The 25,413-nt window shown below is 66.4% G+C and carries 20 protein-coding genes and 1 pseudogene; 13 read left to right on the top strand and 8 right to left on the bottom strand.

Translation table 11 applies throughout. The features are described from left to right. The first annotated feature begins 97 nt into the window (after positions 1-97). Positions 98-1,111, top strand: a complete 1,014-nt coding sequence (locus F7D01_RS09050; RefSeq protein WP_215227284.1) for a serine hydrolase — start codon at positions 98-100, stop codon at positions 1,109-1,111. A 131-nt stretch (positions 1,112-1,242) separates the two neighbouring features. Here the strand turns inward: F7D01_RS09050 and F7D01_RS09045 are convergent, their stop codons facing one another. Beyond that, positions 1,243-1,515, bottom strand: coding sequence for a hypothetical protein (locus tag F7D01_RS09045; RefSeq protein WP_215227283.1), 273 nt, complete (start codon positions 1,513-1,515; stop codon positions 1,243-1,245). 209 nt (positions 1,516-1,724) lie between these two features. On the opposite strand from F7D01_RS09045, the pseudogene polA reads away from it, so the two are divergent. The 3 genes and pseudogenes from polA (at position 1,725) to F7D01_RS09030 (ending at position 7,019) form a co-directional block, all read left to right on the top strand. Next, positions 1,725-4,603 (top strand): annotated as a pseudogene (polA, locus tag F7D01_RS09040) (DNA polymerase I). 20 nt (positions 4,604-4,623) lie between these two features. Beyond that, complete coding sequence (locus F7D01_RS09035) at positions 4,624-5,901, top strand: sensor histidine kinase (RefSeq protein WP_215227282.1); 1,278 nt, start codon at positions 4,624-4,626, stop codon at positions 5,899-5,901. Between the two features lie 32 nt (positions 5,902-5,933). Then, entirely contained in the window at positions 5,934-7,019 is a 1,086-nt protein-coding gene (locus F7D01_RS09030; protein ID WP_215227281.1) for a mechanosensitive ion channel family protein, read from the top strand. Between the two features lie 29 nt (positions 7,020-7,048). On the opposite strand, the gene F7D01_RS09025 is transcribed toward F7D01_RS09030, so the two are convergent. Beyond that, positions 7,049-9,355 carry a CDC48 family AAA ATPase gene (locus F7D01_RS09025; RefSeq protein ID WP_215227280.1) on the bottom strand — a complete coding sequence of 769 codons (2,307 nt, stop codon included), beginning with the start codon at positions 9,353-9,355 and terminating at the stop codon, positions 7,049-7,051. Between the two features lie 465 nt (positions 9,356-9,820). Between F7D01_RS09025 and F7D01_RS09020 the strand changes: the two genes are divergently transcribed. Genes F7D01_RS09020 through F7D01_RS08990 form a run of 7 tightly spaced genes read left to right on the top strand, consistent with a single transcriptional unit; the run spans position 9,821 to position 15,682 of the window. Then, positions 9,821-10,543 carry a CoA transferase subunit A gene (locus F7D01_RS09020; protein ID WP_215227279.1) on the top strand — a complete coding sequence of 241 codons (723 nt, stop codon included), beginning with the start codon at positions 9,821-9,823 and terminating at the stop codon, positions 10,541-10,543. Then, positions 10,540-11,541: a 5'-nucleotidase, lipoprotein e(P4) family gene (locus F7D01_RS09015; RefSeq protein WP_251566666.1), complete on the top strand. Its 1,002-nt coding sequence runs from the start codon at positions 10,540-10,542 to the stop codon at positions 11,539-11,541. The genes F7D01_RS09020 and F7D01_RS09015 overlap by 4 nt, the downstream gene beginning before the upstream one ends. After that, entirely contained in the window at positions 11,538-12,386 is an 849-nt protein-coding gene (locus F7D01_RS09010) for a hypothetical protein (protein ID WP_215227278.1), read from the top strand. Before F7D01_RS09015 ends, F7D01_RS09010 begins: the two co-directional genes overlap by 4 nt. Positions 12,387-12,389: 3 nt before the next feature. After that, entirely contained in the window at positions 12,390-13,040 is a 651-nt protein-coding gene (locus tag F7D01_RS09005) for a CoA transferase subunit B (RefSeq protein ID WP_215227277.1), read from the top strand. Beyond that, positions 13,040-13,939, top strand: a complete 900-nt coding sequence (locus F7D01_RS09000) for an alpha/beta hydrolase (protein ID WP_215227276.1) — start codon at positions 13,040-13,042, stop codon at positions 13,937-13,939. The genes F7D01_RS09005 and F7D01_RS09000 overlap by 1 nt, the downstream gene beginning before the upstream one ends. Then, on the top strand, positions 13,936-15,093 hold the full coding sequence (locus F7D01_RS08995; protein ID WP_215227275.1) for a CaiB/BaiF CoA-transferase family protein: 1,158 nt from the start codon (positions 13,936-13,938) through the stop codon (positions 15,091-15,093). The genes F7D01_RS09000 and F7D01_RS08995 overlap by 4 nt, the downstream gene beginning before the upstream one ends. A 25-nt stretch (positions 15,094-15,118) precedes the next feature. Beyond that, entirely contained in the window at positions 15,119-15,682 is a 564-nt protein-coding gene (locus tag F7D01_RS08990; RefSeq protein WP_215227274.1) for a DUF1993 domain-containing protein, read from the top strand. A gap of 9 nt (positions 15,683-15,691) precedes the next feature. On the opposite strand, the gene metK is transcribed toward F7D01_RS08990, so the two are convergent. The 6 genes from metK to hisS all read right to left on the bottom strand — a co-directional run bounded on the left by metK (position 15,692) and on the right by hisS (position 22,673). Next, the gene (gene metK, locus F7D01_RS08985; protein ID WP_215227273.1) at positions 15,692-16,912 is read right to left on the bottom strand and encodes a methionine adenosyltransferase; all 1,221 of its coding nucleotides are present in this window, start codon (positions 16,910-16,912) and stop codon (positions 15,692-15,694) included. 46 nt (positions 16,913-16,958) lie between these two features. Continuing rightward, on the bottom strand, positions 16,959-18,533 hold the full coding sequence (gene lnt / locus F7D01_RS08980) for an apolipoprotein N-acyltransferase (protein ID WP_215227272.1): 1,575 nt from the start codon (positions 18,531-18,533) through the stop codon (positions 16,959-16,961). 26 nt (positions 18,534-18,559) lie between these two features. Beyond that, a complete protein-coding gene (locus tag F7D01_RS08975; RefSeq protein ID WP_215227271.1) occupies positions 18,560-19,273 on the bottom strand; it encodes a DUF4167 domain-containing protein in 714 nt (237 codons plus the stop codon). A 201-nt stretch (positions 19,274-19,474) separates the two neighbouring features. Then, positions 19,475-20,329, bottom strand: a complete 855-nt coding sequence (gene prmC, locus F7D01_RS08970) for a peptide chain release factor N(5)-glutamine methyltransferase (RefSeq protein ID WP_215227270.1) — start codon at positions 20,327-20,329, stop codon at positions 19,475-19,477. Continuing rightward, a complete protein-coding gene (gene prfA, locus F7D01_RS08965) occupies positions 20,326-21,393 on the bottom strand; it encodes a peptide chain release factor 1 (RefSeq protein WP_215227269.1) in 1,068 nt (355 codons plus the stop codon). Before prfA ends, prmC begins: the two co-directional genes overlap by 4 nt. A 5-nt stretch (positions 21,394-21,398) precedes the next feature. Then, positions 21,399-22,673, bottom strand: coding sequence for a histidine--tRNA ligase (gene hisS, locus F7D01_RS08960; RefSeq protein WP_215227268.1), 1,275 nt, complete (start codon positions 22,671-22,673; stop codon positions 21,399-21,401). A gap of 70 nt (positions 22,674-22,743) precedes the next feature. Here hisS and F7D01_RS08955 point away from each other — a divergent pair, with 70 nt between their 5' ends. Both F7D01_RS08955 and ppa read left to right on the top strand, forming a co-directional pair. Then, positions 22,744-24,738 carry a M61 family metallopeptidase gene (locus F7D01_RS08955; protein ID WP_371819573.1) on the top strand — a complete coding sequence of 665 codons (1,995 nt, stop codon included), beginning with the start codon at positions 22,744-22,746 and terminating at the stop codon, positions 24,736-24,738. Positions 24,739-24,864: 126 nt separating this feature from the next. Further along, positions 24,865-25,413 carry an inorganic diphosphatase gene (gene ppa / locus F7D01_RS08950; protein WP_215227267.1) on the top strand — a complete coding sequence of 183 codons (549 nt, stop codon included), beginning with the start codon at positions 24,865-24,867 and terminating at the stop codon, positions 25,411-25,413.

Here is a 25,413-nt window from a genome sequence, read left to right as displayed (position 1 = left end):
TTGCGGTTGGCCATCCGGGTAAGGAGGCAAAATGATGCGCCTGCGGATCGCGGGGCCGTTAAGGCTCTGACAACCATGCAGGGGTTAGACGGGGATTATGGTTTCGAAATTCTTTTCGCTCGCGGCGGCCGGGATCGCCCTCGCTATCGCGACAGTACCCGCAGCAGCGCAGACCACCAATCTCGAGGCGTCGTTCGACAGCATGCTGGGAACCGAGGTTCGCGCTCCGCGCAGCTTCGAGGCCGTCTACGATACCGATTTCGCGCGTCGCATCGCTCAGCTGGCGAATGCGTCCGACGGGCGTATCGGGGTTGCCGCGGTCGACCTTTCCACGGGCGAGCAGATTTCCGTTCTGGGGGAGCAACGCTTCCCGATGGCGAGCACCAGCAAGATCGCCATTGCTTGCACTTTCCTGGAAGGTGTAGAGCAGGGCAAATGGACGCTCAACAGCGAATTTCCGATGCTCTATCCCGTCAGCTCGGGCAAATATTCCAGTGCCCGCGCCCCCGTGCGCGAGGGGAAGGCCATGCCCGCGATCGACCTGATCGAACAGATGATCACCCGGTCGAACAATTACGCGACCGATGGGCTGTTGCGCGCGGTTGGAGGGCCCGAAGCGGTCAACGCCTGGGTCCGCCGCAACGGGATCCGCGAGTTCAACCTGACGCGCGATATCGCCACGCTGGTGCGCGACGACGGTGAATTCGATCCCGCCTACCAGATCGATGCCCGGGACAGCGCCACCCCGCTTGCCATGATCGATTTGTTGACAGGCTTGCAGCAAGGACGCTTCCTGTCAGACAAGAGCCGCAAGGTGTTGCTCGGCGCGATGAGCCGCACGCGCACCGGTACGCGCCGCATTCCGAAGCTGATCCCGTCCTCGGCACAAGTGCTGCACAAGACCGGTTCGCTCAACAATACGTCGAGTGATGTCGGGATCATCCGCATGCCCGACGGGCGCGCCTTCGCCTTGGCGATTTACGTCACCGGCCAGGGCTCGCGTTCGGCGCGAGAGGCGAAGATCGCCTCCATCGCCCGGGCGCTTTACGATGGCTACGCAGCCCGTTCTCCCGCAACGCACTATACCGCAGCGACTTACGGCGGGCATTGAAACCGGCCTCGGTTCCGCTCCGCGAATCCTGCCAAAGGCGTCAAAAGGCAACCGGACATAAGAAAAGGGCGCGGCCATCGACCGCGCCCTTTCTTTTTGTCGTCCGCCATCCTGCGATGGCGGCAACCGAATTAGTCGGCCTGCGCTTCCGCGGTCGACTCGTCCTGCACGGTCGCTTCTGCAGCGGCACCGGCGTTGTCGGCGGCAGCGGCACCGGTTTCGACGGCTTCGCCGGCATCGGCAGCGGCATTGTCGACGGCGTCACCGGCGGCTTCCATGTTGGCGTTGGTGTCGGCAGCAGCCGAATCGGCGGTCGTTTCGGCGGCGTCCTGGGTCTTTTCCGAGCAGGCGGCGAGGCTGAGAGCGGCGCCGGCAACGGCGGCAGCGAGAACGATCTTACGCATAAAGGCAGTTCCTTGATTGTGAGAACCAAGCCTGGCCCGGGGGCCGAGGCGAAACCCCCTCTCACGGGTCGGCTTCGCAGTCACAAATAATGGCGAGAATGTGGCAGGGCAAGAACTATCTGCCCAATTTCGCCTTAATTGTGCGAAGCCCCCTGCTACCCTTGTAAACAAGTGGCTGTCTTTGCCGCCCGCCGCTGCTAGCAGGACGCATGGCCGATAAACAGCATCTCTACCTGGTGGATGGCTCCGCCTATATCTTCCGCGCCTACCACCGCCTCCCCCCGCTTACGAACCCTCAGGGTACGCCGGTCGGGGCGGTCTATGGCTACACCACGATGCTGTGGAAGCTGGCCGACGATCTCGACAAGGCGGAAGGGCCGACACATCTGGCCGTGGTGCTGGACAAGTCGAGCCATTCCTTCCGCAACGAGCTGTACGACCAGTACAAGGCCAACCGCCCCGAGCCGCCCGAGGATCTGGTCCCGCAATTCCCGCTGATCCGCGACGCCACCCGTGCCTTCAGCCTGCCGATGATCGAGGAACCAGACGTCGAGGCGGACGACATGATCGCGAGCTACGCCCGTGCCGCGACGCGCAAAGGGTGGGACGTCACCATCGTCAGCTCCGACAAGGATCTGATGCAGCTGATCGGCCAATGCGCCGACGACGAGCTGGAGGATGGCGTCAGCGAAGGCGGCTGCATCGACATGCTCGACACGATGAAGAACGCGCGCATCGGGCGCGAGGAAGTGATCGAGAAGTTCGGTGTCCCGCCCGAGCTGGTCGGCGACGTGCTGGCCCTGATGGGCGACAGCGTCGACAACATCCCGGGCATCTACGGCATCGGACCGAAGACCGCATCGAAGCTGATCGCGGAGAACGGCTCGCTTACCGCGGCTCTCGACTCGGCTGCGGACATGAAGAAGTCCAAGCTGAAAGAGCGGTTGCTGGAAAACCGCGCCGATGCGGAACTGAGCCGTGTGCTAGTCACGCTGAAAGAGGATTGCGGCCTGCCGATCCTGCTGGAGGATATGGCGCTGAAATCGGTGCCGCCCGAGCCGCTGGCCGCGTTCCTCGAACAGCACGGGTTCACCAGCCTGCTGCGGCGGCTCGATGCGGGCAGCGGCAGCCCCGACCGGCCGACCCAGCTCAATCCGGCGAAGGCCGAAACGAAGGGTGCGAACGCCGCGCCCGGCGGCGATCGCCAGCCCCTGCCCGATTTTCCGGCGGTCGATCGCAGCGCCTATGAATGCGTCCAGACGCTCGACCGGCTGGAGGCTTGGGTCACACGCGCCTTCGCCGCGCGCCTGGTCGCCGTCGATACCGAAACCAGCGCGCTCGATGCGATGCAGGCCGACCTCACCGGGGTCAGTCTGGCGCTCGGCCCCAACGATGCCTGCTACATCCCTTTCTTGCATTTCAATGTTGGCGGGGGAGGCGACGACATGTTCGCCGAACGGCCCGAACAGATCGCGCGCGAGACGGCGCTGGCAGTCCTCAAGCCGCTGCTGGAAAGCGACGCCGTCCTGAAGGTCGGTCAGAACATCAAATACGACCTCACGATCCTCGCCCGGCACGGCATCCACGTCGCGCCGATCGACGATACGATGATCGTCAGCTTCGCGCTCGACGCCGGGCGCAGCCTGGACGGGATCGGGGGCGGACACGGGATGGACGAGCTGTCCGAGCGACATCTCGGCCATACCACGCTGACCTTCAAGGATATCTGCGGGACGGGCAAAAAGGCGATCCCCTTCGGCGAGGTGCCGCTGGACCGCGCGACCGAATACGCGGCCGAGGATGCGGACGTGACCTGGCGGCTCCACGCCCATCTCCATCCGCGCCTCGCGCTGGAGGGTGGCACGCGCGTGTACGAGCGGGTCGATCGGCCGCTGATCCCGGTGGTCGCGCAAATGGAACGACACGGGATCAAGGTCGACCGTGCGCGCCTCGCCAAGCTGTCGGAAGAATTCGCGGGGGAAACCGCGAGGCTGGAAGGCGAAATCCACGAGATCGCGGGGCAGGAATTCGCGGTCGGCAGTCCCAAGCAACTGGGCGAAATCCTGTTCGACAAGATGGGCTACAAGGGCGGGCGCAAGGGTAAGAGGGCCAGTATTCGACCGACCAGGCGATGCTGGAAAAGCTGTCGAACCAGGGCGCGCCGATCGCCAACAAGGTGCTGGAATGGCGCCAGCTGGCGAAGCTCAAATCGACCTATACAGACGCGCTGCAGCAGGCGATCGACCCCGATACCGGACGGGTCCATACGAGCTACAGTCTGGTGGGCGCGCAGACCGGGCGACTGTCCTCGACCGACCCGAACTTGCAGAACATCCCGATTCGCACCCAGATCGGGCGACAGATCCGCGAGGCTTTCGTGGCCGAGGAGGGCAATGTCCTGCTGGCCGCCGACTATTCGCAGATCGAGCTGCGCCTCGCCGCGCACATGGCGAATGTCGATGCGCTGAAGGAAGCCTTCGCCCAGGGCGAGGACATTCACAATCGCACCGCGCGCGAAATGTACGGGGAGGTCACGCGCGATACCCGCGCGCAGGCGAAGACGATCAACTTCGCGATCCTCTACGGCATCAGCCGCTGGGGCCTCGCCGGGCGCCTGGGCGTCGAGCCGGACGAGGCGCAGGCGATGATCGATCGGTACTTCGAGCGCTTTCCGGGTATCCAGCGCTACATCGTGCAGACCCTGGAGACTGTGCGCGAGCGCGGGTATTCGGAGACGCTGTTCGGGCGCAAGACGTGGTTCCCGCGCATCGGATCGAAGAATCAGGCTGAACGGCAGGGCAGCGAACGCGCGGCGATCAACGCGCCCATCCAGGGAACCAGCGCCGACATTATCAAGCGCGCGATGGTGCGGATGGGCCCGGCGCTGTCCGATGCCGGACTGAAGGAAGTCCGCATGCTGCTCCAGGTGCATGACGAGCTGGTGTTCGAATTGCCGGAAGCCGATATCGCCGCGGCCAGCCCGATCATCGAACGGGTAATGGCCGAGGCCGCGCTGCCTTCCGTCGAGCTCAGCGTTCCGCTGGGTATCGAGATCGGCACCGGCTCCAGCTGGGATGCGGCACACTGATCGGCAAAACATCCCTCGCGATGACCGGGCGGTCGACCCGCTGGCTGGTGCTGGCGCTGGTGGCGCTCGCTCTGTTCGCGTCCGTCTGGCTCATCTTCCAGACCGTTTCTGCCGAAAGGATGGAGCGCGCCCAGGTCGAACGCACGACGCAGACGATGAACGACCTGCGCGATATCGAGCGATTGGCCCTTGCCGCGGAAACGGCGCAGCGCGGCTACTACATCACGCTCGACCGCCGCTATCTCGAACCGTGGACGGGCGCACATGATCGCGCTCGCACCGCCCTCGGCAGGCTGGAGCGCCGCATCGGCCCCACGGCCACTGAAACCGAACGCGAACTGCTGAATCAGATCAGCCTGTCGCTGGACGATAAGTTCGCCGAACTGGACGAAACCATCGGCAAGATGCGCGATCGGGAATTGGCCGACGCGCGCACGCGCATCCTGACCGGCGACGGTATCGAGGCGATGCAACGCCTCGAAAGTGCCATCGGCCAGTTCGAGCGGATCGAAGCGCATGCTTTGGCAGTGCGGGCGGAGAAGACCGCGCAGGTGGAGGCGCGCATGCTTCCGCTGATCGGCGGTCTGCTGGCCTTGCTACTGGTCGCATTGCTGCTGGGCATGCGGTTGCTGGCGCGCGTCGCCGGAGCAGAGGCCGAAGCGGCGCAGGCCCAGGTGCTGGCCGAAGCACGCGATCGTGCCGATCTGCTCGCGCGCGAACTCAATCACCGGGTGAAGAACATTTTCGCCATCGTCCTCGCGCTGGTGCAGATGAGCGGTCGCGACTCGCCGGAGGCGAAGCCGGTGCTGGAAAAGGTCGGCAATCGCGTTCGCGCCCTGCTTTCCGCGCACGAAGTGACCCAGGGCCGGCCGGGGCATCGCCGGGCGTCCTTGCGCGACCTGCTCGAAGTGACTCTGAAACCCTATCGCGACGAGGCGGACCAACCCAAGCTGGATGGGCCCGACGTCAGGCTGTCGCAGCAACAGGTAACCCCGCTCGGCCTGGTACTGCACGAGTGCGCGACCAACGCCGTCAAGTATGGCTGCTGGGCCAGCGAGGGAGAACTCTCGGTTAGCTGGTGGATAGATGGCGAGACCGTACGGATCGAATGGCTCGAGGAATGCGGCACGCCGGTCGAGCCGTCGGAGCGCAAGGGCTTCGGCGGAACGCTGATGGAAGGCTCCGCGCGCCAGCTGGGCGGCACTATCGAGCGCACTTTCACTGGCACCGGCATGTCAATTGCAATCGCGTTCCCCAACGCGGCCGAACACGAACAGGCTGGCACCGCCACGACTTGATCGGGGGCATCGCCATTCGATAGAGGCGCACCATGCTCGACGGTCTCGACCCCCGCAACTGGAACGTCTCGCCCGAACAGGGGGCGATCGCCGCACTGGCGCTCGGGATCGCGGTGGTCGTGGTGCTCGCCCTGCACTGGCTGGCGTTCTCGCTGATGCGGCGTGTGGTGCGAGGGACCCATACTCAAGCCGACAATCTGATCATCGAGCGGCTTTACAAGCCGACCCGCTGGCTTGGCGTGGCGATCGCGGTCGGGATCGTGGCACGGCACGACCGCGTGGTCGCCGTGCCGTGGGAAGCGCTCGCCCGCTTCGTCGTCCCCGCATTGCTCGGCTGGCTGGCGCTGGCGGTGGTGCGCGGGCTGGCGGACGCGATGGAACAGCGGCTGGACGAGCGGGAGGATCCGATCGCGGCGCGCAGCCGCAAGACGAAGATTTCGATCTTCAGCCGGGTCGCGTCGGTGGTGGTCATTATCATTACCCTCGCGCTAGTGCTCATCGGCATACCGGGCGTGCGCCAGGTCGGGGTGACCCTGATGGCGTCGGCCGGCCTTGCCGCGCTGGCCATCGGCGCGGCGGCGCAGCCGGCGCTCAAGTCATTGATTGCAGGGCTACAAATGGCGTTGACCGAGCCGATCCGGATCGGCGACCTGGTGGTGATCGACGGGCATACGGGGCGGGTCGAGGAAATCCGCATGAGTTACGTGCTGGTCCGGACATGGGACGAGCGGCTGGCGGTGGTGCCGACCAACCGGTTCCTGGAAAACACCTTCGAAAACTGGTCGCGCAGCAGCGAGAAGCTGACCGCGCCGATCTTCCTCTATCTCGATCCGATCGCCGATATCGATCCGATCCGCGAAGAATTCCTGCGCTGGGTCGCCACGCACGAATTGTGGGACCAGCGCACCGCGAAGGCGGTGATCAGCGACGCGCGGGCGGAAACGGTCACGCTACGCCTGTCGGTCAGCGCGCTGACCATCGGCGACCTGTTCCAGCTCGGCTGGGACCTGCGCGAGCACATGCTGCGCTGGCTGCGCGAGAACCAGCCCGAGGCGCTGATCCGCCGCCGGATGGAAGTCGAACACGCGAACGAGCGGGCGGACGGGCCAACCATCTAGCAGGCCCGCCCGCCCCAAACCACGGCCCGTCAGCCGTGCTTCTGTTCGCGCGTAGGTTCCACCATGCCTTCCTGAATGAAGCCGATCGGCATAGCTTCCGCCGCGCGCTTCTTCAGCTCGCCGCGCATCTTCTTGTATTCCTCTTCCATCTGCACGGTGACGGTCGCGCGTGAATCCTCCAGCGCCGCGGCAAAGTCGGCCGCGTTCACCTCGCGCACATCCGCCCCCGCGCGGTGCAGCGCGTTGAGCCCCGCCCGGCGCACCACATCCTCCAGATCGGCCCCGGTGAAGCGCTCGGTCTTCTGCGCGATCGACGCCAGCGACACGTCGTCGGCCAGCGGCATCGCATCGGTGTGGATTTCCAGGATCTGCTCGCGCCCCGTCTGGTCGGGCGTGCCGACATAGACGAGTTCGTCGAACCGGCCGGGCCGCAACAACGCAGGGTCGACCAAGGTCGGGCGGTTGGTCGCGCCGATCACGACGACCGATTGTAATTCTTCCAGCCCGTCCATCTCGGCCAGGATGGTGTTGACCACCCGGCCCGTCACCTGCGGCTCGCCAGCACCCGAACCGCGCGCCGGGACGAGCGAATCGATCTCGTCGATGAAGACCACGCACGGTGCCACCGACCGTGCCCGGCGGAACATCCGGGCGATCTGCTGCTCGCTCTCGCCATACCATTTGGACAGCAGATCGGAGCTTTTCATGGAGATGAAGTTCGCTTCCGCCTCGCGCGCGACCGCCTTCGCCAGCAGCGTCTTGCCGGTCCCCGGTGGGCCGTAGAGCAGGAAGCCCTTGGCGGGTCGGATACCCAGCCGATGGAACGCCGCGCGGTTCTTGATCGGAAGCTCGATGCCTTCCTTCAGTTTCTCGATCGATTCGTCGACGCCGCCGATATCGTCCCAGCCGACATCGGGCACCTGCACCATGACTTCGCGCATGGCGGAGGGCTGGACCCGCTTGAGCGCGGAGAGGAAGTCCTCGCGCCCGACATGCAGGTTCTCCAGCACTTCGGGCGGTACGGTCCGCTCGTCGAGATCGAGCATCGGCATTATGCGGCGCACCGCGTCGATCGCGGCCTCGCGCGCCAGCGCCGCGAGATCGGCCCCGACGAAGCCGTGCGTGACCTTGGCCAGCTCCTTCAGATCGACTCTGTCGCCCAGCGGCATGCCGCGGGTGTGGATCGCCAGGATCTCGCGCCGCCCGTTCTCGTCCGGCACGCCGATCACGATCTCGCGGTCGAAGCGGCCCGGACGGCGCAGCGCCTCGTCGATCGCATCGGGCCGGTTGGTGGCGGCGATCACGACCACGTTGGCGCGCGCTTCTAGCCCGTCCATCAAAGTGAGCAGTTGCGCGACGAGGCGCTTTTCCGCTTCACCGGTTACCTGATCCCGTTTGGGGGCGATCGAATCGATCTCGTCGATGAAGATGATCGCGGGCGCGTTCTGGCTGGCCTTCTCGAACACCTCGCGCAGCCGCTTCTCGCTCTCGCCATAGCCGGAACCCATGATCTCCGGCCCGTTGATGATCGAGAATTCGGCGTCGGATTCGTTGGCGACCGCCTGCGCCAGCCGCGTCTTGCCGGTTCCGGGCGGGCCGTGCAGCAACACGCCCTTGGGCGGATCGACGCCGAGCCGGGTGAACAGTTCGGGATAGCGCAGCGGCAGCTCGACCATTTCGCGCAATTGCTGAATGGTCTCGTCGATGCCGCCGACATCGTCGTAATTGACCACCGCGCGGCCCGATTTGGGCTCCTCGAACTCGGCGCGCAATTCGACCTCAGTATTCTCGTCGATATGGACGATGCCCTTGGGCACGGTCGACATCACCCGCAGGCGGATCTGCGTGAGCGCATAGGCCGGGGCGTTGAACATGCGGCGCACCTCCGGCGGCATGTTCTGGACCGGCTGCTGGCCGGTTGTCGCGACCAGATCCCCTGCCATCAGCGGCTTGCGGAAGAAATTGCGCTTCAGCGCCTGCGTCGGTCCCTGCAAGCGCATCTCGCGGCTGGCGGGGGCGAAGACCACGCGCGTGGCAGGCCGCGATTGGGCGGCGACGATCTTCACATGCTCGCCCGATCCGGCTTCGGCATTGCCGCGCTGGAGCCCGTCGAGGCGCACCACCGACAGCGCCTGATCCTCGTCATAGGCGCTCATGGCGATGGCGGCGGTGGTCCGCTTGCCCGTGATCTCCACCACGTCGCCTTCGGTCACGCCCAGGGCCTGGAAGGCGGCGCGGGGCATGCGGGCGATGCCCTGCCCGCTTTCCTCCTGCCGGGCGGCCGCGACCTGCAATTTTACGGTTCGCTCTTCGGTGGCGACGTCGGCTTCGGCCATGGGCGGGAAAACTCCTCGTGCTTGAATGCCATATCGGCTGGGACGAGGTAGGGAGCGCCCGTCCACCATTCAAATGAGCGAGAATGAACATGGGTCCGGCATGGCCGACGATACGGCATCACTTCGCACGTCGCTTGGGCGAACGCGGCAAAGAAAAAGGCCCGGCTGGATAAACCGGCCGGGCCTGAAAAGTTTGGGAGAGGATGCCTGAAAGGCACGCTCTAAGTGCACTGCACAACCGTATCTCGCAAGTGCGAAATAGACACGGAAACTTGCAAGAAACGCAACAGAAACGCAATGCTTTGATATTGCACGTCATATTTTTCGGATAGCGCTACCATTACCATGTTGCGATGCACAAATATGGTCTTTGGCCGACCCCGTATGCGGGCCGGATGCGGATGACAGATGCGTCGAACGGTCCTAAGGCACCCCCGACCAGCCGAACCATACCGATGGAGTCCCATGCAGAAACTCTATTCCGACGCCGCCGCCGCCCTGGACGGGCTGCTCCATGATGGTCTTTTGATAGCGTCGGGCGGGTTCGGCCTGTGCGGCATCCCCGAACGCCTGTTGACCGCGATCCGCGAATCGGGCGTGAAGGACCTGACCTTCGCCAGCAACAATGCCGGGATCGACAACGAAGGCATCGGCATGCTGCTGCGCACGAAGCAGGTGAAGAAGATGATCAGCTCCTATGTCGGGGAGAACAAGGAGTTCGAGCGGCAATTTCTCTCCGGCGAGCTGGAGGTGGAATTCTGCCCGCAGGGCACGCTGGCCGAGCGGATGCGTGCGGGCGGCGCAGGCATTCCCGGCTTCTACACCAAGACCGGCGTCGGCACCCAGGTCGCCGAGGGCAAGGAAGTGAAGCAGTTCGCCGATCGCGATGGGCGAATGGAGGATTACATCCTCGAACACGGCATTTTCGCCGATCTTTCGATCGTGAAGGCATGGAAGGCGGACGAGACCGGCAATGTCCTGTTCCGCAAGACCGCGCGCAATTTCAACGTACCCGCCGCGACCTGCGGCAAGGTGTGCGTGGTGGAGGTGGAGGAGATCGTCCCCGCGGGCGCGCTCGACCCCGACGAGATTCACTTGCCCGGCGTATTCGTGAACCGGATGATCGTGGGCGCGCCCTACGACAAGAAGATCGAGTTCGTGACCACGCGCGAGCGCGAGGCGGCATGATGCGGCGCGCGGTCGTCGCGGCGCTGCTGGCGAGCGCAAGCCTGTCGGGCTGCGTCTCAACCAGCGACAGCCTGATGGCCGACGCGCGCGCGGCGGCGAGCCAGCCGGTTGCGAGCCTGCGCGGGAACGACGCGCTGGGTGGGACGACCGATGGAGCCCGTCCGGAAGCGACGATGGCGACCGATCCGCTCGACCAGCCCGCGCCCGATTCGATGCGCTGGCTCTATGGTTCGGGCGAAGCCGCCGGGGCCTCCATCCAGGCGTATCGCATGCTTGCCGATTACGCGATCGGCGCGGCCGCCGCGAAGCCCGCGCGATCGGTCGAGATGGGCCTGCCCGATGCCGCTGGCGGAACCGGAACGGTGGATTGCCGCAAGCCCGACGGCTCGACCAAGCAGCCCGCCGTGGTGTTCGATGTGGACGAGACGGTGATCCTCAATAGCGGGTTCGAATACTGGACCGCGCTCGGCCATCCCTATGACAGCAAGTCTTGGGATGAATGGGCCGCCAACGGCGCGCCGTTCGTGGCACCCGTCCCCGGCGCGGTGACCGGTCTGCGCCGCCTGCGCGAGGCGGGCATCGCGGTTGTCTACAACACCAATCGCGATGCGCGATATGCGAAGGGAACCGCCGCCGCCATTGCCGCCGCGGGCCTGGGCCCGGCAACGCATTTCGACACGCTGTTCCTGAAGGGTGACGATGCGATGGGCGGGCGCAAGGACGGTCGCCGCGCCACCATCGCCGCACGCTATTGCGTGGTGGCGCTGGCAGGTGACAATCTCGGCGACTTCGCCGACGTCTTCAACGACAGCGGTCTCGCTCCGCAGGCCCGCCGCGAACTCGCCGCGCGGGGGCGCTATGCGCAGTTGTGGGGCAATGGCTGGTTCGCGCTGCCCAACCCCGTTTACGGCGAATCGATCAAGGGGAATGTGGGCGACGTCTTCCCGCCCGACGCGCGCTGGCAGCCGGGCATCGCGGGAGACGCGCCCAACCCATGAGGCTGCGCGCGTCCCTCCTCGCGCTGGCGGTGCTGCCGACGCTGTCGGGCTGCGTCGCCGCGGCGCTGATCCCGGTCGCAGCCGGGGGTGCGATCGCGGGGCGCGAGACCGGCTTGCTCGACGTCGGGAGCTCCACCCGCTCGGCACCCGATACGGCGCGCCCGCGTACCGCTGACAAGGTCGGCCTGGACGAGACTGTGCCGGAGACGCGCATTCCCGCCGTCGCGCCGGGCGGCGCGGGGGCGAGCGACGCGCGACCCGCCATGGCGCAGCCGGTCGGCGGTCGGGCGGATTATGCCGTCCTCGACACCTATCTTGCGGCGCAGACGCGCACCGGCCCGGGCGAGGAGCGTCTGTCCGCGACTCTGGCCGATCCCGGATCGATGGGGACCGAGCGCGCCGATTGCGCCGCGCGCCCGCCTGCGGTGCTGGTCGATCTCGACCCCGCCGGCGAGCCCTTGCGGATGGACCGGCCGCTGGGCGGCGATGGCGCGCTTGCCGATGTTCTCGCCCATGCCCGCGACCGCGGGGCGGATATCGCCTGGATCTCGCGACTCGGCGCGGGTTTCGCGGGCGAGCTTCGCATGGCGCTCGAAGAAAGCGGCCTCGATCCCGCCGGAACCGATACGCTGCTGCTGATGCGCCGCCCGGGCGACAGCAAGCAGGCGCGGCGCGAAGAACTCGCCGCGAGCCATTGCACGGTCGCGATTCTGGGGGATACCCGCAGCGATTTCGACCAGCTGTTCGACTATCTCAAGGATCCGAACGCGGCCCATGCGCTCGATCCGCTTCTCGGGCGGGGATGGTTCCTCGTCCCCCCGCCGCTCCAACCGCAGAAAGACTGACCTATGACCGATACCGCCCCCGGCTGGACCCGCGACCAGATGGCCGCCCGCGCCGCGCAGGAATTGCAGGACGGGTACTACGTCAATCTGGGCATCGGCATCCCGACGCTGGTCGCCAACCACATCCCCGAAGGAATGCAGGTGACGCTGCAGAGCGAGAACGGCATGCTTGGGATCGGTCCCTTCCCCTACGAGGGCGAGGAGGACGCCGACCTGATCAATGCCGGCAAGCAGACCATCAGTGAGCTGCCGCACAGCGCCTATTTCGACAGCGCGACCAGCTTCGCGATGATCCGCGGGGGGCATATCGACCTCACCGTGCTGGGCGCGATGGAAGTGGCCGAGAACGGCGACATCGCCAACTGGATGATCCCGGGCAAGATGATCAAGGGCATGGGCGGCGCGATGGACCTGGTCGCCGGGGTCAAGAAGATCATCGTGGTGATGGACCACACCGCCAAGGACGGCAGCCCGAAATTCATCCCCGAGTGCACCCTGCCGCTGACCGGCACCAATGTCGTCGACATGATCGTGACCAACCTCGCGGTATTCCAGCGACCCGATCACGATAGCCCCTTTGCGCTGAAGGAGCTGGCCCCGGGCGTGACGGCGGAGGAGGTCGCCGCGCAGACCACCGCGCACTACACCGCCTGATGCGCGGGCGGATCGCGCTCGCGGGCCTGGCGATCGCCGCGCTGGCGGCGGGCGTGGTGCTCGCGACCACCTCCCCGCCCAGCCTGCTGTCCGGCTACGACTGGGCCTGGGGCGGCGATCGCGGCGCGACCAAGGTTGCGAAAGCGGTCCCCTTCGGCAGCCACGCCCAGACGCTGGATATCTGGCGACCCGAAGGCACATCCGCCTCCGTCCGCCTGCCGGTGGTGATCTTCTGGTATGGCGGTGGCTGGGTGAAGGGCGACCGGGCCGCCTATGCCTTTGCCGGACGCGCACTGGCCAATGCGGGCTTCCTCGTCGTCATCCCCGATTATCGCAAGGTGCCCGCGGTGCGCTTCCCAGCCTTCCTGCAGGACGGGGCCGAGGCGGTGCGCTGGACGCGGGACAATGCTGCCCGCTACGGCGGCGATCCCGACCGTATCGCCCTCGTCGGGCATTCGGCGGGCGCATACGAGGCGATCATGCTGGCGCTGGACGGGAAATGGCTGCGCGAAGCCCGCGTCGATCCCGCCATCGTGAAGGCCGCCATCGGCCTGTCCGGCCCATACGACTTCTACCCCTTCGACACGAAGCGTTCGATCGATGCGATGTCCCGCTGGCCCCGCCCGCTGGAGACGCAGCCGATCACCTATGCCCGCGCCGACGCCCCGCCGCTGTTGCTGGTGACCTCGAACGGTGACGAGACGGTGCGGCACCGCAATGCCGACAGGCTCGCGGCGAAGCTGCGAAAGCTCGGCGCACCGGTCGAGCTGAAGAATTATGGGCCGATCGATCACGAAGAAGTGGTGATGGCTCTGTCGACGCCGTTTCGCGACAAGGCCCCAGTGCTGGCCGACAGCGTGGCGTTCCTGAAACGCAATCTGGGGCAGGTTTCGCAATGAGCATCGAATGGCTGGACAATCCGCGCAATCCACAGTCACCGCTGGCCGGATTGAAAGTGCTGGAACTGGCGCGGGTACTGGCGGGCCCCTGGGCAGGCCAGATGCTGGCCGATCTGGGGGCCGACGTCATCAAGGTGGAAAGCCCCGGCGGGGACAACACCCGGCAATGGGGCCCACCCTATATCGAGCGCGCGGATGGCACGCCGGAGGCCGCCTATTATCACGCCTGCAATCGGGGCAAGCGCGGGATCGTGGCCGATTTCCGGGACGAGGGTCAGCTGGAAGGGGTCAAGGATCTGGCCGCGGGCGCGGATGTCTTGATCGAGAACTTCCTGCCAGGCAAGCTCGTCCGCTTCGGGCTCGACTACCCGGCCCTGGCGCAAGCGAACGAGCGCCTCGTCTACTGCTCGATAACGGGTTTCGGGCAGGACGGGCCGCGCCGCGACGAGCCGGGTTACGATTTCGTCATCCAGGCGATGAGCGGCTTCATGGCGCTGACGGGGGAGCCCGAGGGCGAACCGATGAAGCACGGGCTGGCGATCTCGGACCTGTTCTGTGGCATCTACGCGGCGAACGCGATCCAGGCGGCGCTGTTTATGCGCGCGCGCACCGGCACCGGGCAGCATGTCGACATGGCGCTGCTCGATTGTTCGGTGTCGCTGCTCGCCAATCAGGCGATGGCGCTGTTCGCCAGCGGCGCAAACCCGCCGCGCATGGGCAACCAGCATCTGCAGGTGAGCGCCTATGGCGTCTATCCGGTCGCCGATGGCGAGGTGGTGCTCGCCCCCGGCAATGACGGTCTGTTCCGCAAGCTGCTGGACGTGCTCGATCGGTCAGACCTGCTCTCGGACGAGCGTTTCGCCACCAACGCCGCCAGGCTCGCCAACCGCGACGCGCTGAACGCGATGCTGGCGGGCGAGACGCGCGGCTGGCAGCGCGCCGAGCTGCTGCGCGCCTGCGCCGCCGCGGGCATCCCCGCCGGACCGATCAATCAGCTGAACGACGTCTTCGCCGATCCGCAGGTTCGCGCGCGCGGGCTGAAGGTGGAGCTGGAGGGCATTCCCGGCGTGCGCAGCCCATTCCGGTTCTCCGACGCCGAACTGGCGCTCGACCGCCCGTCGCCCCGGCTGGGCGAACACGAGGATAACGGCTGAAGCCCGGGCAATGGAAAGACCTGCAATGAAACCGATCGAATGGCTGGCCCCGACCTATCGCCAGATGCTGACCGCGCTGTCCCAATGGCTGGCGAAGGTGGAGCAGCAGTCGGCGGACGATCAAGGCGCGGCCCTTCTCGCCGCGCGGCTCGCGCCGGACATGTTCCCGCTGGCCACGCAAGTCCGCTTCGCTTGCGTGCAGGCCTATGAAGGGGTGTGCCGCCTGCTGGAAACCAATTTTCCGCCGGTGGTCGATATGCTGCTGAACGAAGGGCGCGAGGCGGGCGAGCGACCCGGGACTCTCGCCGAAGCGCAAACCCGCATTGCTGACACGCTCGCTTTCCTGGACGAAGCGGTGCCGGACAGCGCGCCCGATGCACCCGCCGAGATCGCGCACGCGCTGCCCATGGGCATGATCTTCGACCTGACGGGCGAGCAATATGCGCGCGATTGGGCACTACCCCAGTTCTACTTCCACCTGATGACCGCATACGCGATCCTGCGGAAGGAAGGCGTCGAACTGGGGAAGGCCGACTACGTCGCCCACATGTTCGCGTATCTGCGCCCCGGAACCGCGCCCGGCGGCTGACGGGCTCGCCTAAGCGAGCGCCGCCTTCAGCTCGTCGGCGAGGTCGGTCCGCTCCCACGGGAAATATTCGCCGGTCACATCGCGGCCGAAATGACCGTAGGCGGCGCTCTTGCGATAGATCGGCTTGTTGAGGCCCAGATGCGTGCGGATCGCACGCGGGGTCAGCCCACCCAGCTTGCCGATCTTGCGGATCGCCGCCTCAAGCGCCTCGTCCTCCACCGTGCCGGTGCCGTGCGTGTCGACATAGAGCGACAGCGGCTCGCTGACGCCGATCGCGTAGGCGACCTGGATTGTGCAGCGCTTCGCCAGCCCGGCGGCGACCACGTTCTTCGCGAGATAGCGGGTGATGTAGGCGGCGGAACGATCGACCTTGGTTGGATCCTTGCCGCTGAACGCGCCGCCGCCATGCGGGGCCGCGCCGCCATAGGTATCGACGATGATCTTGCGCCCGGTCAGTCCGGCGTCGCCGTCCGGCCCGCCGATCTCGAAAGTGCCGGTGGGGTTGATGTGCCACTTCGTCTCGTCCGACAGGAAGCCGTCGGGCAGGATATCCGAGACCACGCCCTTCACATAGTCGCGCAGCTGGGCTTCCTTTTCGCCCTCGTCGTAGCCGGGCTTGTGCTGCGTGCTCACGACCACTGCGGTGCAGGCCACCGGCTTGTGATCCTCGTAGCGCAGCGTGATCTGGCTCTTGCTGTCGGGCTCCAGGAACGGTGCCGCGCCGCTCTTGCGGTCCTGCGCCATGCGGTGGAGCACCTTGTGGCTGTAATCGAGCGTCGCCGGCATCAGGTCGGGCGTCTCGTCGCAGGCGAAACCGAACATGATGCCCTGATCGCCCGCGCCCTCGTCCTTGTTGGAGCCATCGCTGCCCGCATCGACGCCCTGCGCGATGTCGACGCTCTGGCCGTGCAGATGGTTGTCGAAGGTGAGCGTTTCCCAGTGGAAACCATCCTGCGCGTAGCCGATGTCGCGTACCACCTCGCGCACCGTACGCTCGATCTCGTCCTCGATCCCGGGGGCCCAGTTGCCGTCCGAGTCCATGATGCCCTGGCCGCGGATTTCGCCGGCCAGGATGACGCGCTGCGTGGTCGTCAGCGTCTCGCAGGCGACCCGCGCCTCGGGATCCTTGGAAAGGAACAGGTCGACGATGGCATCGGAAATCTGGTCCGAAACCTTGTCCGGATGGCCTTCCGAAACGCTTTCGGAGGTGAAGATGTAATTGGCGCGCATGGGACCTCTTTGGAGGGATATAACGAAAGCTTTATGTCCCGGTCTGTTAGCGCGGCCTCCGGCGCATGGCAACCAGCGAGGCGAGCAGGAACGCCGCCGCCCATGCCAGTGCCAGCGCGTTGCCGAAGCGGGAGAAGAGCGTGGGTGCCTTCGCCGCGGGGACGAGCCCCGTCAGCCGCCCGGCGACGCCATGCGGCAGATGCTGGCGGACGACGCCGTTCGCGTCGATCACGCCGCTGATCCCGTTCACGGTGGAGCGCAGCACTGGCAGCCCCTCCTCGATCGCGCGCATGCGGGATTGCGCGAAATGCTGGGGCGGGCCCCAGGCGCCGAACCAGCCGTCGTTCGACGGGGTGAAGATGTAATCGGGCCGGTGGGCGCGATCGACGACCTCGCCCGAGAACACGATCTCGTAGCAGATCTGCACCCCGACCTTCCCATAGTCGCCCAGGTCGATCGTGCGCGCGCCCGGCCCGGCGAGGAAATCGAACGCCCCCGCCACCAGGCGCGATGCGCCCAACGGCTCCAGCAGCCAGCGCAGCGGCAAATATTCGCCGTAGGGGACCAGATGCGCCTTGCGATAGCTGCCGACGATGTCGCCGTCCGGATCGAGCGCCGTCACCACGTTGTAGGCACCGATGGCCCGCTGCTGCGCCGGGTCGATCACCAGATCGACATTGCCGGTCAGCAAGCGGCTGTCCGGGCCGATCACCTGGCCGAGACGCTTGCGCGCGAATCGCGGATCGCGCCCGGCGGTCGTCTCGTCGTAATAGCGCTGCGGATAGCCGGGCCGCAGATAGTCGGGCAGTCCGCTTTCCGGCCACAGCACGATCCGGCGGCCGTCATCCTGCTGCCGCGCGGAAAGCCCGGCCATGGTCAGGAAGGCGGGCTCGTATTCACGCGGATCGACGAGCTGGGCCTGGCTGAGATTGGGCTGGACCAGCGTGTAGCGCAGGTCCGTGTCGCGCTGCGTCGGCGCGGGGAAATACATGCCCAGCGCCATGGCGGCGAAAGCGATGGCGGCAGCCACCCAATAGCGCCGCTCCAGTAGTTCGAACAGCAGCCGCCCGATCAGGACGGCGCACGCAGACAACGCATAGGTCCCCATGAATGGCAGCAGCGCCGCCAGCCCGGTCCGGTCCATCGGGCCGAGCAGCAACAGGCTGAAGGGCCCCCAGGCATAGCCGGTGAAGACCCAGCTGCGCAGCCATTCGGCAATGGTCCACAGCCCTGCATAGGCGAGCGCGAAGGGCAGCGTTCGGGTGCGCCCGAACAGCCTTTGCGCCGCCGCGGCGGCAAGTGCGGGATAGACAGCGAGATAAAGGGAGAGCAGCGGCACCGCGAACCAGCCGAGGATGGCGGGCATATTAGACTGGTGCGTGAACGCGGCGGCGATCCAGTTGTCCGCCACGGTGAAATGCGCGACGCCGAACAGCCAGCCGAGCCAGGCGGCCCGCCGCATACTGCCACTGCGATGAAGGATATGGCCCGCCGCGCCCATCGCCAGCAAGGCGACCGGCCACAGGTCGAGCGGCGGAAACCCGGTTGCGGCCAGCGCGCCCAGCGCCAGCATCGACCAGGCCGGATAGCGCAGCAGAATTCGATCGGTCAGCCGGGCCATGATACGGCGCGCCTCGCGGTCGTCGCTCAGCCGACCGCGCTCATCCTGCCATCGTCGCCCTGATCGTCGCTATCCTTGGCTACCTTGCGGGTGCGGCGCGGCTTGCGCGCGGGCGCGGCGTCCCCGTCGGCACCGATCGAGGGCGGCAGGACCGTCGCGTCGATTTCGCCCTCGACACCCTTCTCGCCTTCTTTGGCGCGGGGAGTGCGTGGCTTGCGAGCCTTGCGCGGCTTTTCTTCCCGCTCCGCATCGTCGCCGGAGTTGCGACCGCCAGCACGATCGGCCGAGCGATCGGTATCGTCGGAGCGATTGTCCTCGCCGTCGTCGCCATCCCGGTCGCGGCGCGACCGGCGGCGGGGGCTCTGCTGCTGGTCGTCGCCGTCGTCGCGGCGCTGGCGTGGCTGGCGGCGCGCACTGCGCCGATCGTCGTCCTCGTCGTCGCCATCGCTGTCGTCGTTAGACTGATCGCGATCGTCGCGTTTGGCGCGCTGTTCGTCCTGACGCGCCTTGTTGTCGGCGATTACGCGGAAATAATGGTCGGCGAACTGCAGGTAGTATTCCGCCTGCACGCGGTCGCCATGATGCTGCGCGTCCTGCGCCAGCTTCTTGTACTTGTCGAGCAGCTGGGGAGCGTTGCCGCGCGCCCGGCTGTCGATGCGATTCTGGTTGTTGCCGCCGCCGCTCTGATTGCGATTCCCGCGACCGCGACGCCGATTGTTTCGATTGTTGTTGTTGTTCAAGGAAATATCTTCCTCACACTCGGGCTGATAGAAAAGGGGTGCCCGTCCCGACCCCTCGTCGCGCCGACACCATTCTCAGGGCGCGACCGTCATTTGCGTTGCTGACAAGCGGCTTCCGCCCGAACCTCTGCGCAAATGTTGGATCAAGACCGCGAGAGCGCCACGCGGCTTCCTGCCGGTCTTGACAGCGAAATAGCGCGCCTATTCGCCTTTGCCAAGACCCCAGCGCAGAATAAGCGCGCGGTCCCTGTGGGCAAGGTCGCGCGCCACCTCTACCGTGGCACCGGCGGAAACGGCCAGGTCGGACACCGCCCCCGCCTGCGTCGCGCCGATTTCGAGCACGGCCACGCCCGCTGGGCTCAGCAGCGCATCCAGTTGCCGCACCAATACGCGATAGTCGGCAAGCCCGTCCGCCCCGGCGAACAGCGCAGCTGCGGGCTCGTGGCCGCGGACGCAGGGGTCGAGTGCAGCGTCATCTTCCACATAGGGCGGGTTGCACAAGACAAGTTCGAACATGCCCAGATCGCGCTGCCAGTCGCCCTTGCGCCAGCTGCGCCGCAGAAAGCGGCTCCGCTCCGCCAGTCCCAGCTTCATCGCATTGCACTGCGCCACCCGCAGCGCGGGCATCGACGCGTCTAGGGCCACGCCTTGCGCTTCGGGCCACAGCGACAGCGCCGCCAGCAGCAGCGCGCCCGACCCGGTGCCGAGGTCGAGGATGCGCCGCGGCGATTCGCGATCGGCGAAGTGCTCCCTTGCGGCATCGATCAGCGTCTCGCTGTCGCCGCGCGGGATCAGCACGGCTGGCGTGACCTGCAGCTCCAGCCCATAGAACTCCGCGCTGCCGGTGATGTAGGCGACCGGTTCGTGGCCCAGCCGCCGCGCGAACAGCGGGGCGAAGCCATCGGGCGCAGGATCGCGCATGTGGTGCAGCAGCATGGCCGAACGCGAGACGCCCAGCGCATGGGCCATAAGCAGCTCGGCATCGAGCCGCGCGGTGTCGGAGGTGGCGGACAGGCGCGCCGTGGCAAGGCGCAACGCTTCGCCTACGGTTGTCACGTATCCAGCGCCGCCAGCCGCTTGGCCTCGTCCTCGGCGGTCAGCGCGTCGATCAGTTCGGCGAGGCCCGGTCCGGCGATGATTTCGGGCAGCTTGTGCAGCGTCAGCCCGATCCGGTGATCGGTCACGCGCCCTTGCGGGAAATTGTAGGTGCGGATCCGTTCGGAGCGGTCGCCCGAACCCACCATCGCCTTCCTCGCCTCGGCCTCGGCCCCCTGCGTCGCCTCGCGCTGTTGCTCGTAAAGCCGCGCGCGCAGCACCTGCATCGCCTTCTCGCGGTTCTTGTGCTGGCTGCGCCCGTCCTGGCAGGTGACGACGAGGCCGGTCGGCAGATGCGTGATGCGGATCGCGGAGTCGGTCGTGTTGACGTGCTGCCCGCCCGCGCCGCTCGCGCGATAGGTGTCGATCTTGAGGTCGCCCGCGTCGATCTGCACATCGACCTCGTCCGGCTCGGGCAACACGGCGACGGTCGCGGCGCTGGTGTGGATGCGCCCGCCGCTCTCGGTCTCGGGCACGCGCTGCACGCGGTGGACGCCGCTTTCGAACTTCAATTTCGCGAACACGCCGGTGCCGGTGACGTTGGCGACGATTTCCTTGAAGCCGCCGACTTCGGACGCGCTCATGCTGACCGGCTCGACCTTCCAGCCCTGCTCACCCGCGAAACGTTCGTACATGCGGTAAAGGTCGCCCGCGAACAGCGCCGCCTCGTCGCCGCCCGTGCCCGCGCGGATTTCGAGCATCGCGGGCTTGGCATCGGCGCTGTCGCGCGGCAGCATGGCGAGCGCGAGCTGGCGCTCTTTTTCCGGCAGGCTCGCGCGGATCGCGGCCAGCTCATCCTCCGCCATGGCGCGCATCTCCGGGTCAGCGAGCATATCCTCCAGCCCGGCGATCTCCTCGCGCGCGCCGCGCACCTCGGCGGCGATGCGGGCGACCGGCTCCAGCTCGGCATAGTCGCGGCTCGCCTGCACGAACGCGTCGCCCTCGAGCGTACCCGAAGCCAGCCGCGCCTCGATTTCGGCGAAGCGGTTGGCGATCTGGTCGAGGCGTTCGGGGGGGACTTGCATGACGATTAGCCGCGCAGTTTCATGGCAAATCCGCGCAGGGCATGTCCGACACGTTCGATATCAGCTTCATCGCCTTTCAAACGCGGCGGCTGGAGCTTGCCTTCGCTATCCTCGCTGTAGGCCATGATGACCTTGGCTCCGCTTTTTACGGCCTTGTCGAACCGTTTACGCGGCGATCCAGCGGCAAACGTGTCGACCGTCACGCCTTCGCTTCGCGCCATCATGGCGGTCCGCACGCATACAGTATGAAGCTGCTCGGTTTCGCCCTCCACAACCAGGGCGAGGTCCAGCGCGGATTCTTCCTTCTCCCCCACAAGCATCGCCAGCCGCTCGATCCCGGCTGCCCAGCCGACAGCAGGAGTGGACGGCCCCCCGAGGCTCTCCATCAGCCCGTCGTAGCGCCCGCCGCCCAGCACGGTGCTCTGGCTGCCTAGCTTCGCCGCGGCGTCGCTGCCCTCGTCGGGGACGAACTCGAACGCGGTGTGGCGGTAGTAGTCGAGGCCGCGCACCAGGCTCTCGGCGCGGGTCCATTTCACCCCCGCCGCATCCAGCCCGCTGGTGACGGCATCGAAGAAGGCGCGCGCATCGTCCGACAGGAACTGGTCGATCTTCGGCGCATCGGCGACGAAGCGCTGGTCGCGCCGGTCCTTGCTGTCGAGGATGCGCAGCGGGTTCTTCTCCAGCCGCTCCTGCGAATCCTCCGAAAGCTCGTCCTTCACGGCGCGGAAGTGCTCGACCAGCGCGGCGCGCCATGCCTCGCGGCTGTCGCCATCGCCCAGCGTGTTGAGATGCAGCGTTACGCCGGAGATACCCAGCTCGCGCAGCAACTGGTCCGCCATCGCCAGCAGCTCCACGTCCGCCTGCGGTTCCGCCGCCCCGATGATCTCCGCGTCGATCTGGTGGAACTGGCGATAGCGGCCCTTCTGCGGGCGCTCGTACCGGAACAGCGGCCCGTGGGTCGCCAGCTTGAGCGGCGCGTGCTGCTGCCAGCCATTGGTGAGGAAGGCGCGCGCGATCCCGGCGGTGAATTCGGGCCGCAGCGTCAGCGAATCGCCGCCGCGATCCTCGAACGAATACATCTCCTTGGAGACGATGTCGGTCGTCTCGCCGATCGAACGGGCGAACACCTCGGTCTTCTCGAACACCGGCATTTCGGCGCGGCGGAAGCGGTAGAGCTTGCGCACGCGCTCGAACGTCTCGACCACGAAGGCGAAGCTTTCCGCCTCTGCCCCGAAAATGTCCTGCGTGCCGCGAATGGCCTGCGGTGTGTTCTTGCTCATGCCCAAATCCTGTTCATGGGCGCGCGCTTAGCGCGGCGGGCGGCGAAGCGAAAGCATGATACCCTGTTGCATGGATGCGCCGATCCGCGCATGGGATGCGATCATGAAGCACCTCTCTCTCGGCACCGCGCTCGCCGCTGCCCTCCTCGCCCTTCCTCTCTCCGCCCCCGCATCGGCGCAGGACATTCGCCCCGCGGGCAATTCCGCGCCGGTCGAACAGCAGCTGGCCGACCAGACCCCGCTGCCCAGCGACACGGCGTGGCCGGGCGGCACGATCTCGCTCGACATCGATGCGACCGATACGGTGCGGGGCATCTACCGCGTGACGGAAACGATCCCGGTGACCGGCGGCATGCGCGAGCTGCACCTGCTGTTCCCCGAATGGCTGCCCGGCAATCATGCCGCGCGCGGCCCGATCAACCTCGTCAGCGGGTTCCAGTTCACCTCCGGCGGGAAGACGCTGGAATGGACCCGCAATCCGCTCGACGTGTACGAGATCATCGTCTCGGTCCCGCAGGGGGCGAAGAACGTGGTCGCGAATTTCGTCCACACCTCGCCGGTAGACGGCAGCGAGGGGCGGATCACGATGACGCCCGAAATGCTGAACCTGCAGTGGGAGAAGATGAGCTTCTACCCCGCGGGCCATTACACCCGCCGCATCGCGATCAAGCCGACGGTGAAATTCCCGGCCGGATGGACCGCCTTCACCGCGCTGGACGGGCAGAGGCGCAGCGGCGATACGGTCACCTGGCAGACCGTCGATTACGAAACGCTGGTCGATTCCCCGATCTTCGCGGGCAAATATGCCAAGCAGTGGCAGCTCGATCCGGCGGTGAAGCTCGACGCCATCGCCGACAAGCCGAAATATCTCGAGCTCGCGCCGGAAAACCTCGCGCATTTCGAGAAGCTGATCGACGAGGCCGACGCGCTGTTCAGCGCGCGCCATTTCGACCATTACGACATCCTGCTGGCGATGACCGACACTATGGGCGGGATCGGGCTGGAGCATCACCGCTCGGCCGAGAACCAGTACGAGCCGACCGCGCTGACCGACTGGGATGCGATGGACTGGGACCACAATGTCGTCAGCCACGAACTGGTGCACAGCTGGAACGGCAAGTTCCGCCGTCCGTCCGACCTCTGGACGCCCGACTATCGCACCCCGATGCAGGACACGCTGCTGTGGGTGTACGAGGGGCAGACCCAGTTCTGGGGCTGGGTCCTCGCCGCGCGCAGCGGGCTGCAGAAGAAGCAGACCTTCCTCGATGCCTTCGCGACCTATGCCGCGAACTATGCCGAAGGCCAGCCGGGCCGCGCCTATCGCTCGGTCGAGGATACTACGCACGATCCGATCATCAATTCGCGCGCGCCGCTGCCCTATTCCTCGCTCAGCCGCAGCGAGGACTATTACGTCGAGGGCGCGCTGGTCTGGCTCGAGGCCGACCAGATCATCCGCGAAGGCACGAACGGGGCGAAGGGGCTGGACGATTTCGCCAAGGCGTTCTTCGGCGTGCGCGACGGGGACTGGGGCGAACTGCCCTACGATTTCGACGAGGTCGTCTCCACGCTGAACGGCGTCTACCCCTACGACTGGGCCACCTTCCTCACCACCCGCCTGTACGGGGTCAACCAGCCCGCACCGCTGCGCGGCCTGAACATGGCCGGATACAAGCTGGTCTGGAAGGAAGAGCCCAACAGCTACGACAAGGGGCGCATGGGCGGGTACAACTATACCAGCCTTACCTACTCGCTGGGGGTCAACCTGACTGACAACGGCACGGTCAGCTCCACGTTGTGGGACGGGCCGGCCTTCGATGCGGGGCTGGTCGACGGCAGCCAGATCCTGGCCGTGAATGGCACCGCCTATTCGAAGGAAGCGATCATGGACGCGATCACCGCGGCCAAGGGGACGAAGGACCCGATCGAGCTGATGGTGAAACGCGGCGATGCCTATCGCACCGTGAAAATCGATTATCACGGCGGGCTGCGCTATCCCTATCTGGAAAAGACCGGAGAGGGTGAGCAAGGGCTCGACCGGCTGCTGGCACCGCGCACCGGCGGCTGAGCCCGCCCGACGCAGCGGCGGGGCAGGCTTTGCCGCGCCGCACAAAATGCGTTGCGATGCGCGCGACGGTTGCCTAGGCCCCGTCGCGCGTCCTCGTTTCTAGAGAATACGGAAAAAAAGACCCCCATGCGTATCGACCTGATCCCCACCGGGCCCAACCCGCCCGCGGAACTCAACGTCATCATCGAGGTGCCGACCGGCGGCGAGCCCGTGAAGTACGAGTTCGACAAGGAATCGGGCGCGCTGTTCGTCGACCGCATCCTGCACACCCCGATGCGCTATCCGGCGAATTACGGTTTCGTGCCCCACACGCTCAGCCCCGACGGCGATCCGCTCGACGCGCTGGTGATCGCGCGCAGTCCCTTCATCCCCGGCTGCGTGGTCCGCGCCCGCCCGATCGGCGTCCTCAATCTCGAGGACGAGCATGGCGGCGACGAGAAGCTGGTTTGCGTGCCGCTCGACACCACCTTCCCCTATTATTCCGACGTCGGTGAGACCAAGGATCTGCCGAGCATCATCTTCCAGCAGATCGAGCACTTCTTCACCCATTACAAGGATCTGGAGAAGGAGAAGTGGGTGCGGATCGGGCAGTGGGGCGATGCGGCCGAAGCGCGCCGTGTCGTGCTCGAGGCGATCGAACTGGCGAAGAGCGAGGCGGCGAAGAAGAACGGCTGA

It is taken from the genome of Erythrobacter sp. 3-20A1M (genome assembly GCF_018636735.1).
GTDB lineage: Bacteria > Pseudomonadota > Alphaproteobacteria > Sphingomonadales > Sphingomonadaceae > Alteriqipengyuania.
The sequence above is the reverse complement of the archived record's forward strand: the minus strand, read 5'-3'. Positions and strand labels throughout refer to the sequence as shown.

Bases quoted from the DNA above. Each gene is read 5' to 3' on its own strand.
- F7D01_RS09050 (WP_215227284.1), top strand. From the start codon at position 98: ATGGTTTCGAAATTCTTTTCGCTCGCGGCGGCCGGGATCGCCCTCGCT.
- F7D01_RS09045 (WP_215227283.1), bottom strand. From the start codon at position 1,515: ATGCGTAAGATCGTTCTCGCTGCCGCCGTTGCCGGCGCCGCTCTCAGC.
- F7D01_RS09035 (WP_215227282.1), top strand. From the start codon at position 4,624: ATGACCGGGCGGTCGACCCGCTGGCTGGTGCTGGCGCTGGTGGCGCTC.
- F7D01_RS09030 (WP_215227281.1), top strand. From the start codon at position 5,934: ATGCTCGACGGTCTCGACCCCCGCAACTGGAACGTCTCGCCCGAACAG.
- F7D01_RS09025 (WP_215227280.1), bottom strand. From the start codon at position 9,355: ATGGCCGAAGCCGACGTCGCCACCGAAGAGCGAACCGTAAAATTGCAG.
- F7D01_RS09020 (WP_215227279.1), top strand. From the start codon at position 9,821: ATGCAGAAACTCTATTCCGACGCCGCCGCCGCCCTGGACGGGCTGCTC.
- F7D01_RS09015 (WP_251566666.1), top strand. From the start codon at position 10,540: ATGATGCGGCGCGCGGTCGTCGCGGCGCTGCTGGCGAGCGCAAGCCTG.
- F7D01_RS09010 (WP_215227278.1), top strand. From the start codon at position 11,538: ATGAGGCTGCGCGCGTCCCTCCTCGCGCTGGCGGTGCTGCCGACGCTG.
- F7D01_RS09005 (WP_215227277.1), top strand. From the start codon at position 12,390: ATGACCGATACCGCCCCCGGCTGGACCCGCGACCAGATGGCCGCCCGC.
- F7D01_RS09000 (WP_215227276.1), top strand. From the start codon at position 13,040: ATGCGCGGGCGGATCGCGCTCGCGGGCCTGGCGATCGCCGCGCTGGCG.
- F7D01_RS08995 (WP_215227275.1), top strand. From the start codon at position 13,936: ATGAGCATCGAATGGCTGGACAATCCGCGCAATCCACAGTCACCGCTG.
- F7D01_RS08990 (WP_215227274.1), top strand. From the start codon at position 15,119: ATGAAACCGATCGAATGGCTGGCCCCGACCTATCGCCAGATGCTGACC.
- metK (WP_215227273.1), bottom strand. From the start codon at position 16,912: ATGCGCGCCAATTACATCTTCACCTCCGAAAGCGTTTCGGAAGGCCAT.
- lnt (WP_215227272.1), bottom strand. From the start codon at position 18,533: ATGGCCCGGCTGACCGATCGAATTCTGCTGCGCTATCCGGCCTGGTCG.
- prfA (WP_215227269.1), bottom strand. From the start codon at position 21,393: ATGCAAGTCCCCCCCGAACGCCTCGACCAGATCGCCAACCGCTTCGCC.
- hisS (WP_215227268.1), bottom strand. From the start codon at position 22,673: ATGAGCAAGAACACACCGCAGGCCATTCGCGGCACGCAGGACATTTTC.
- F7D01_RS08955 (WP_371819573.1), top strand. From the start codon at position 22,744: ATGGATGCGCCGATCCGCGCATGGGATGCGATCATGAAGCACCTCTCT.
- ppa (WP_215227267.1), top strand. From the start codon at position 24,865: ATGCGTATCGACCTGATCCCCACCGGGCCCAACCCGCCCGCGGAACTC.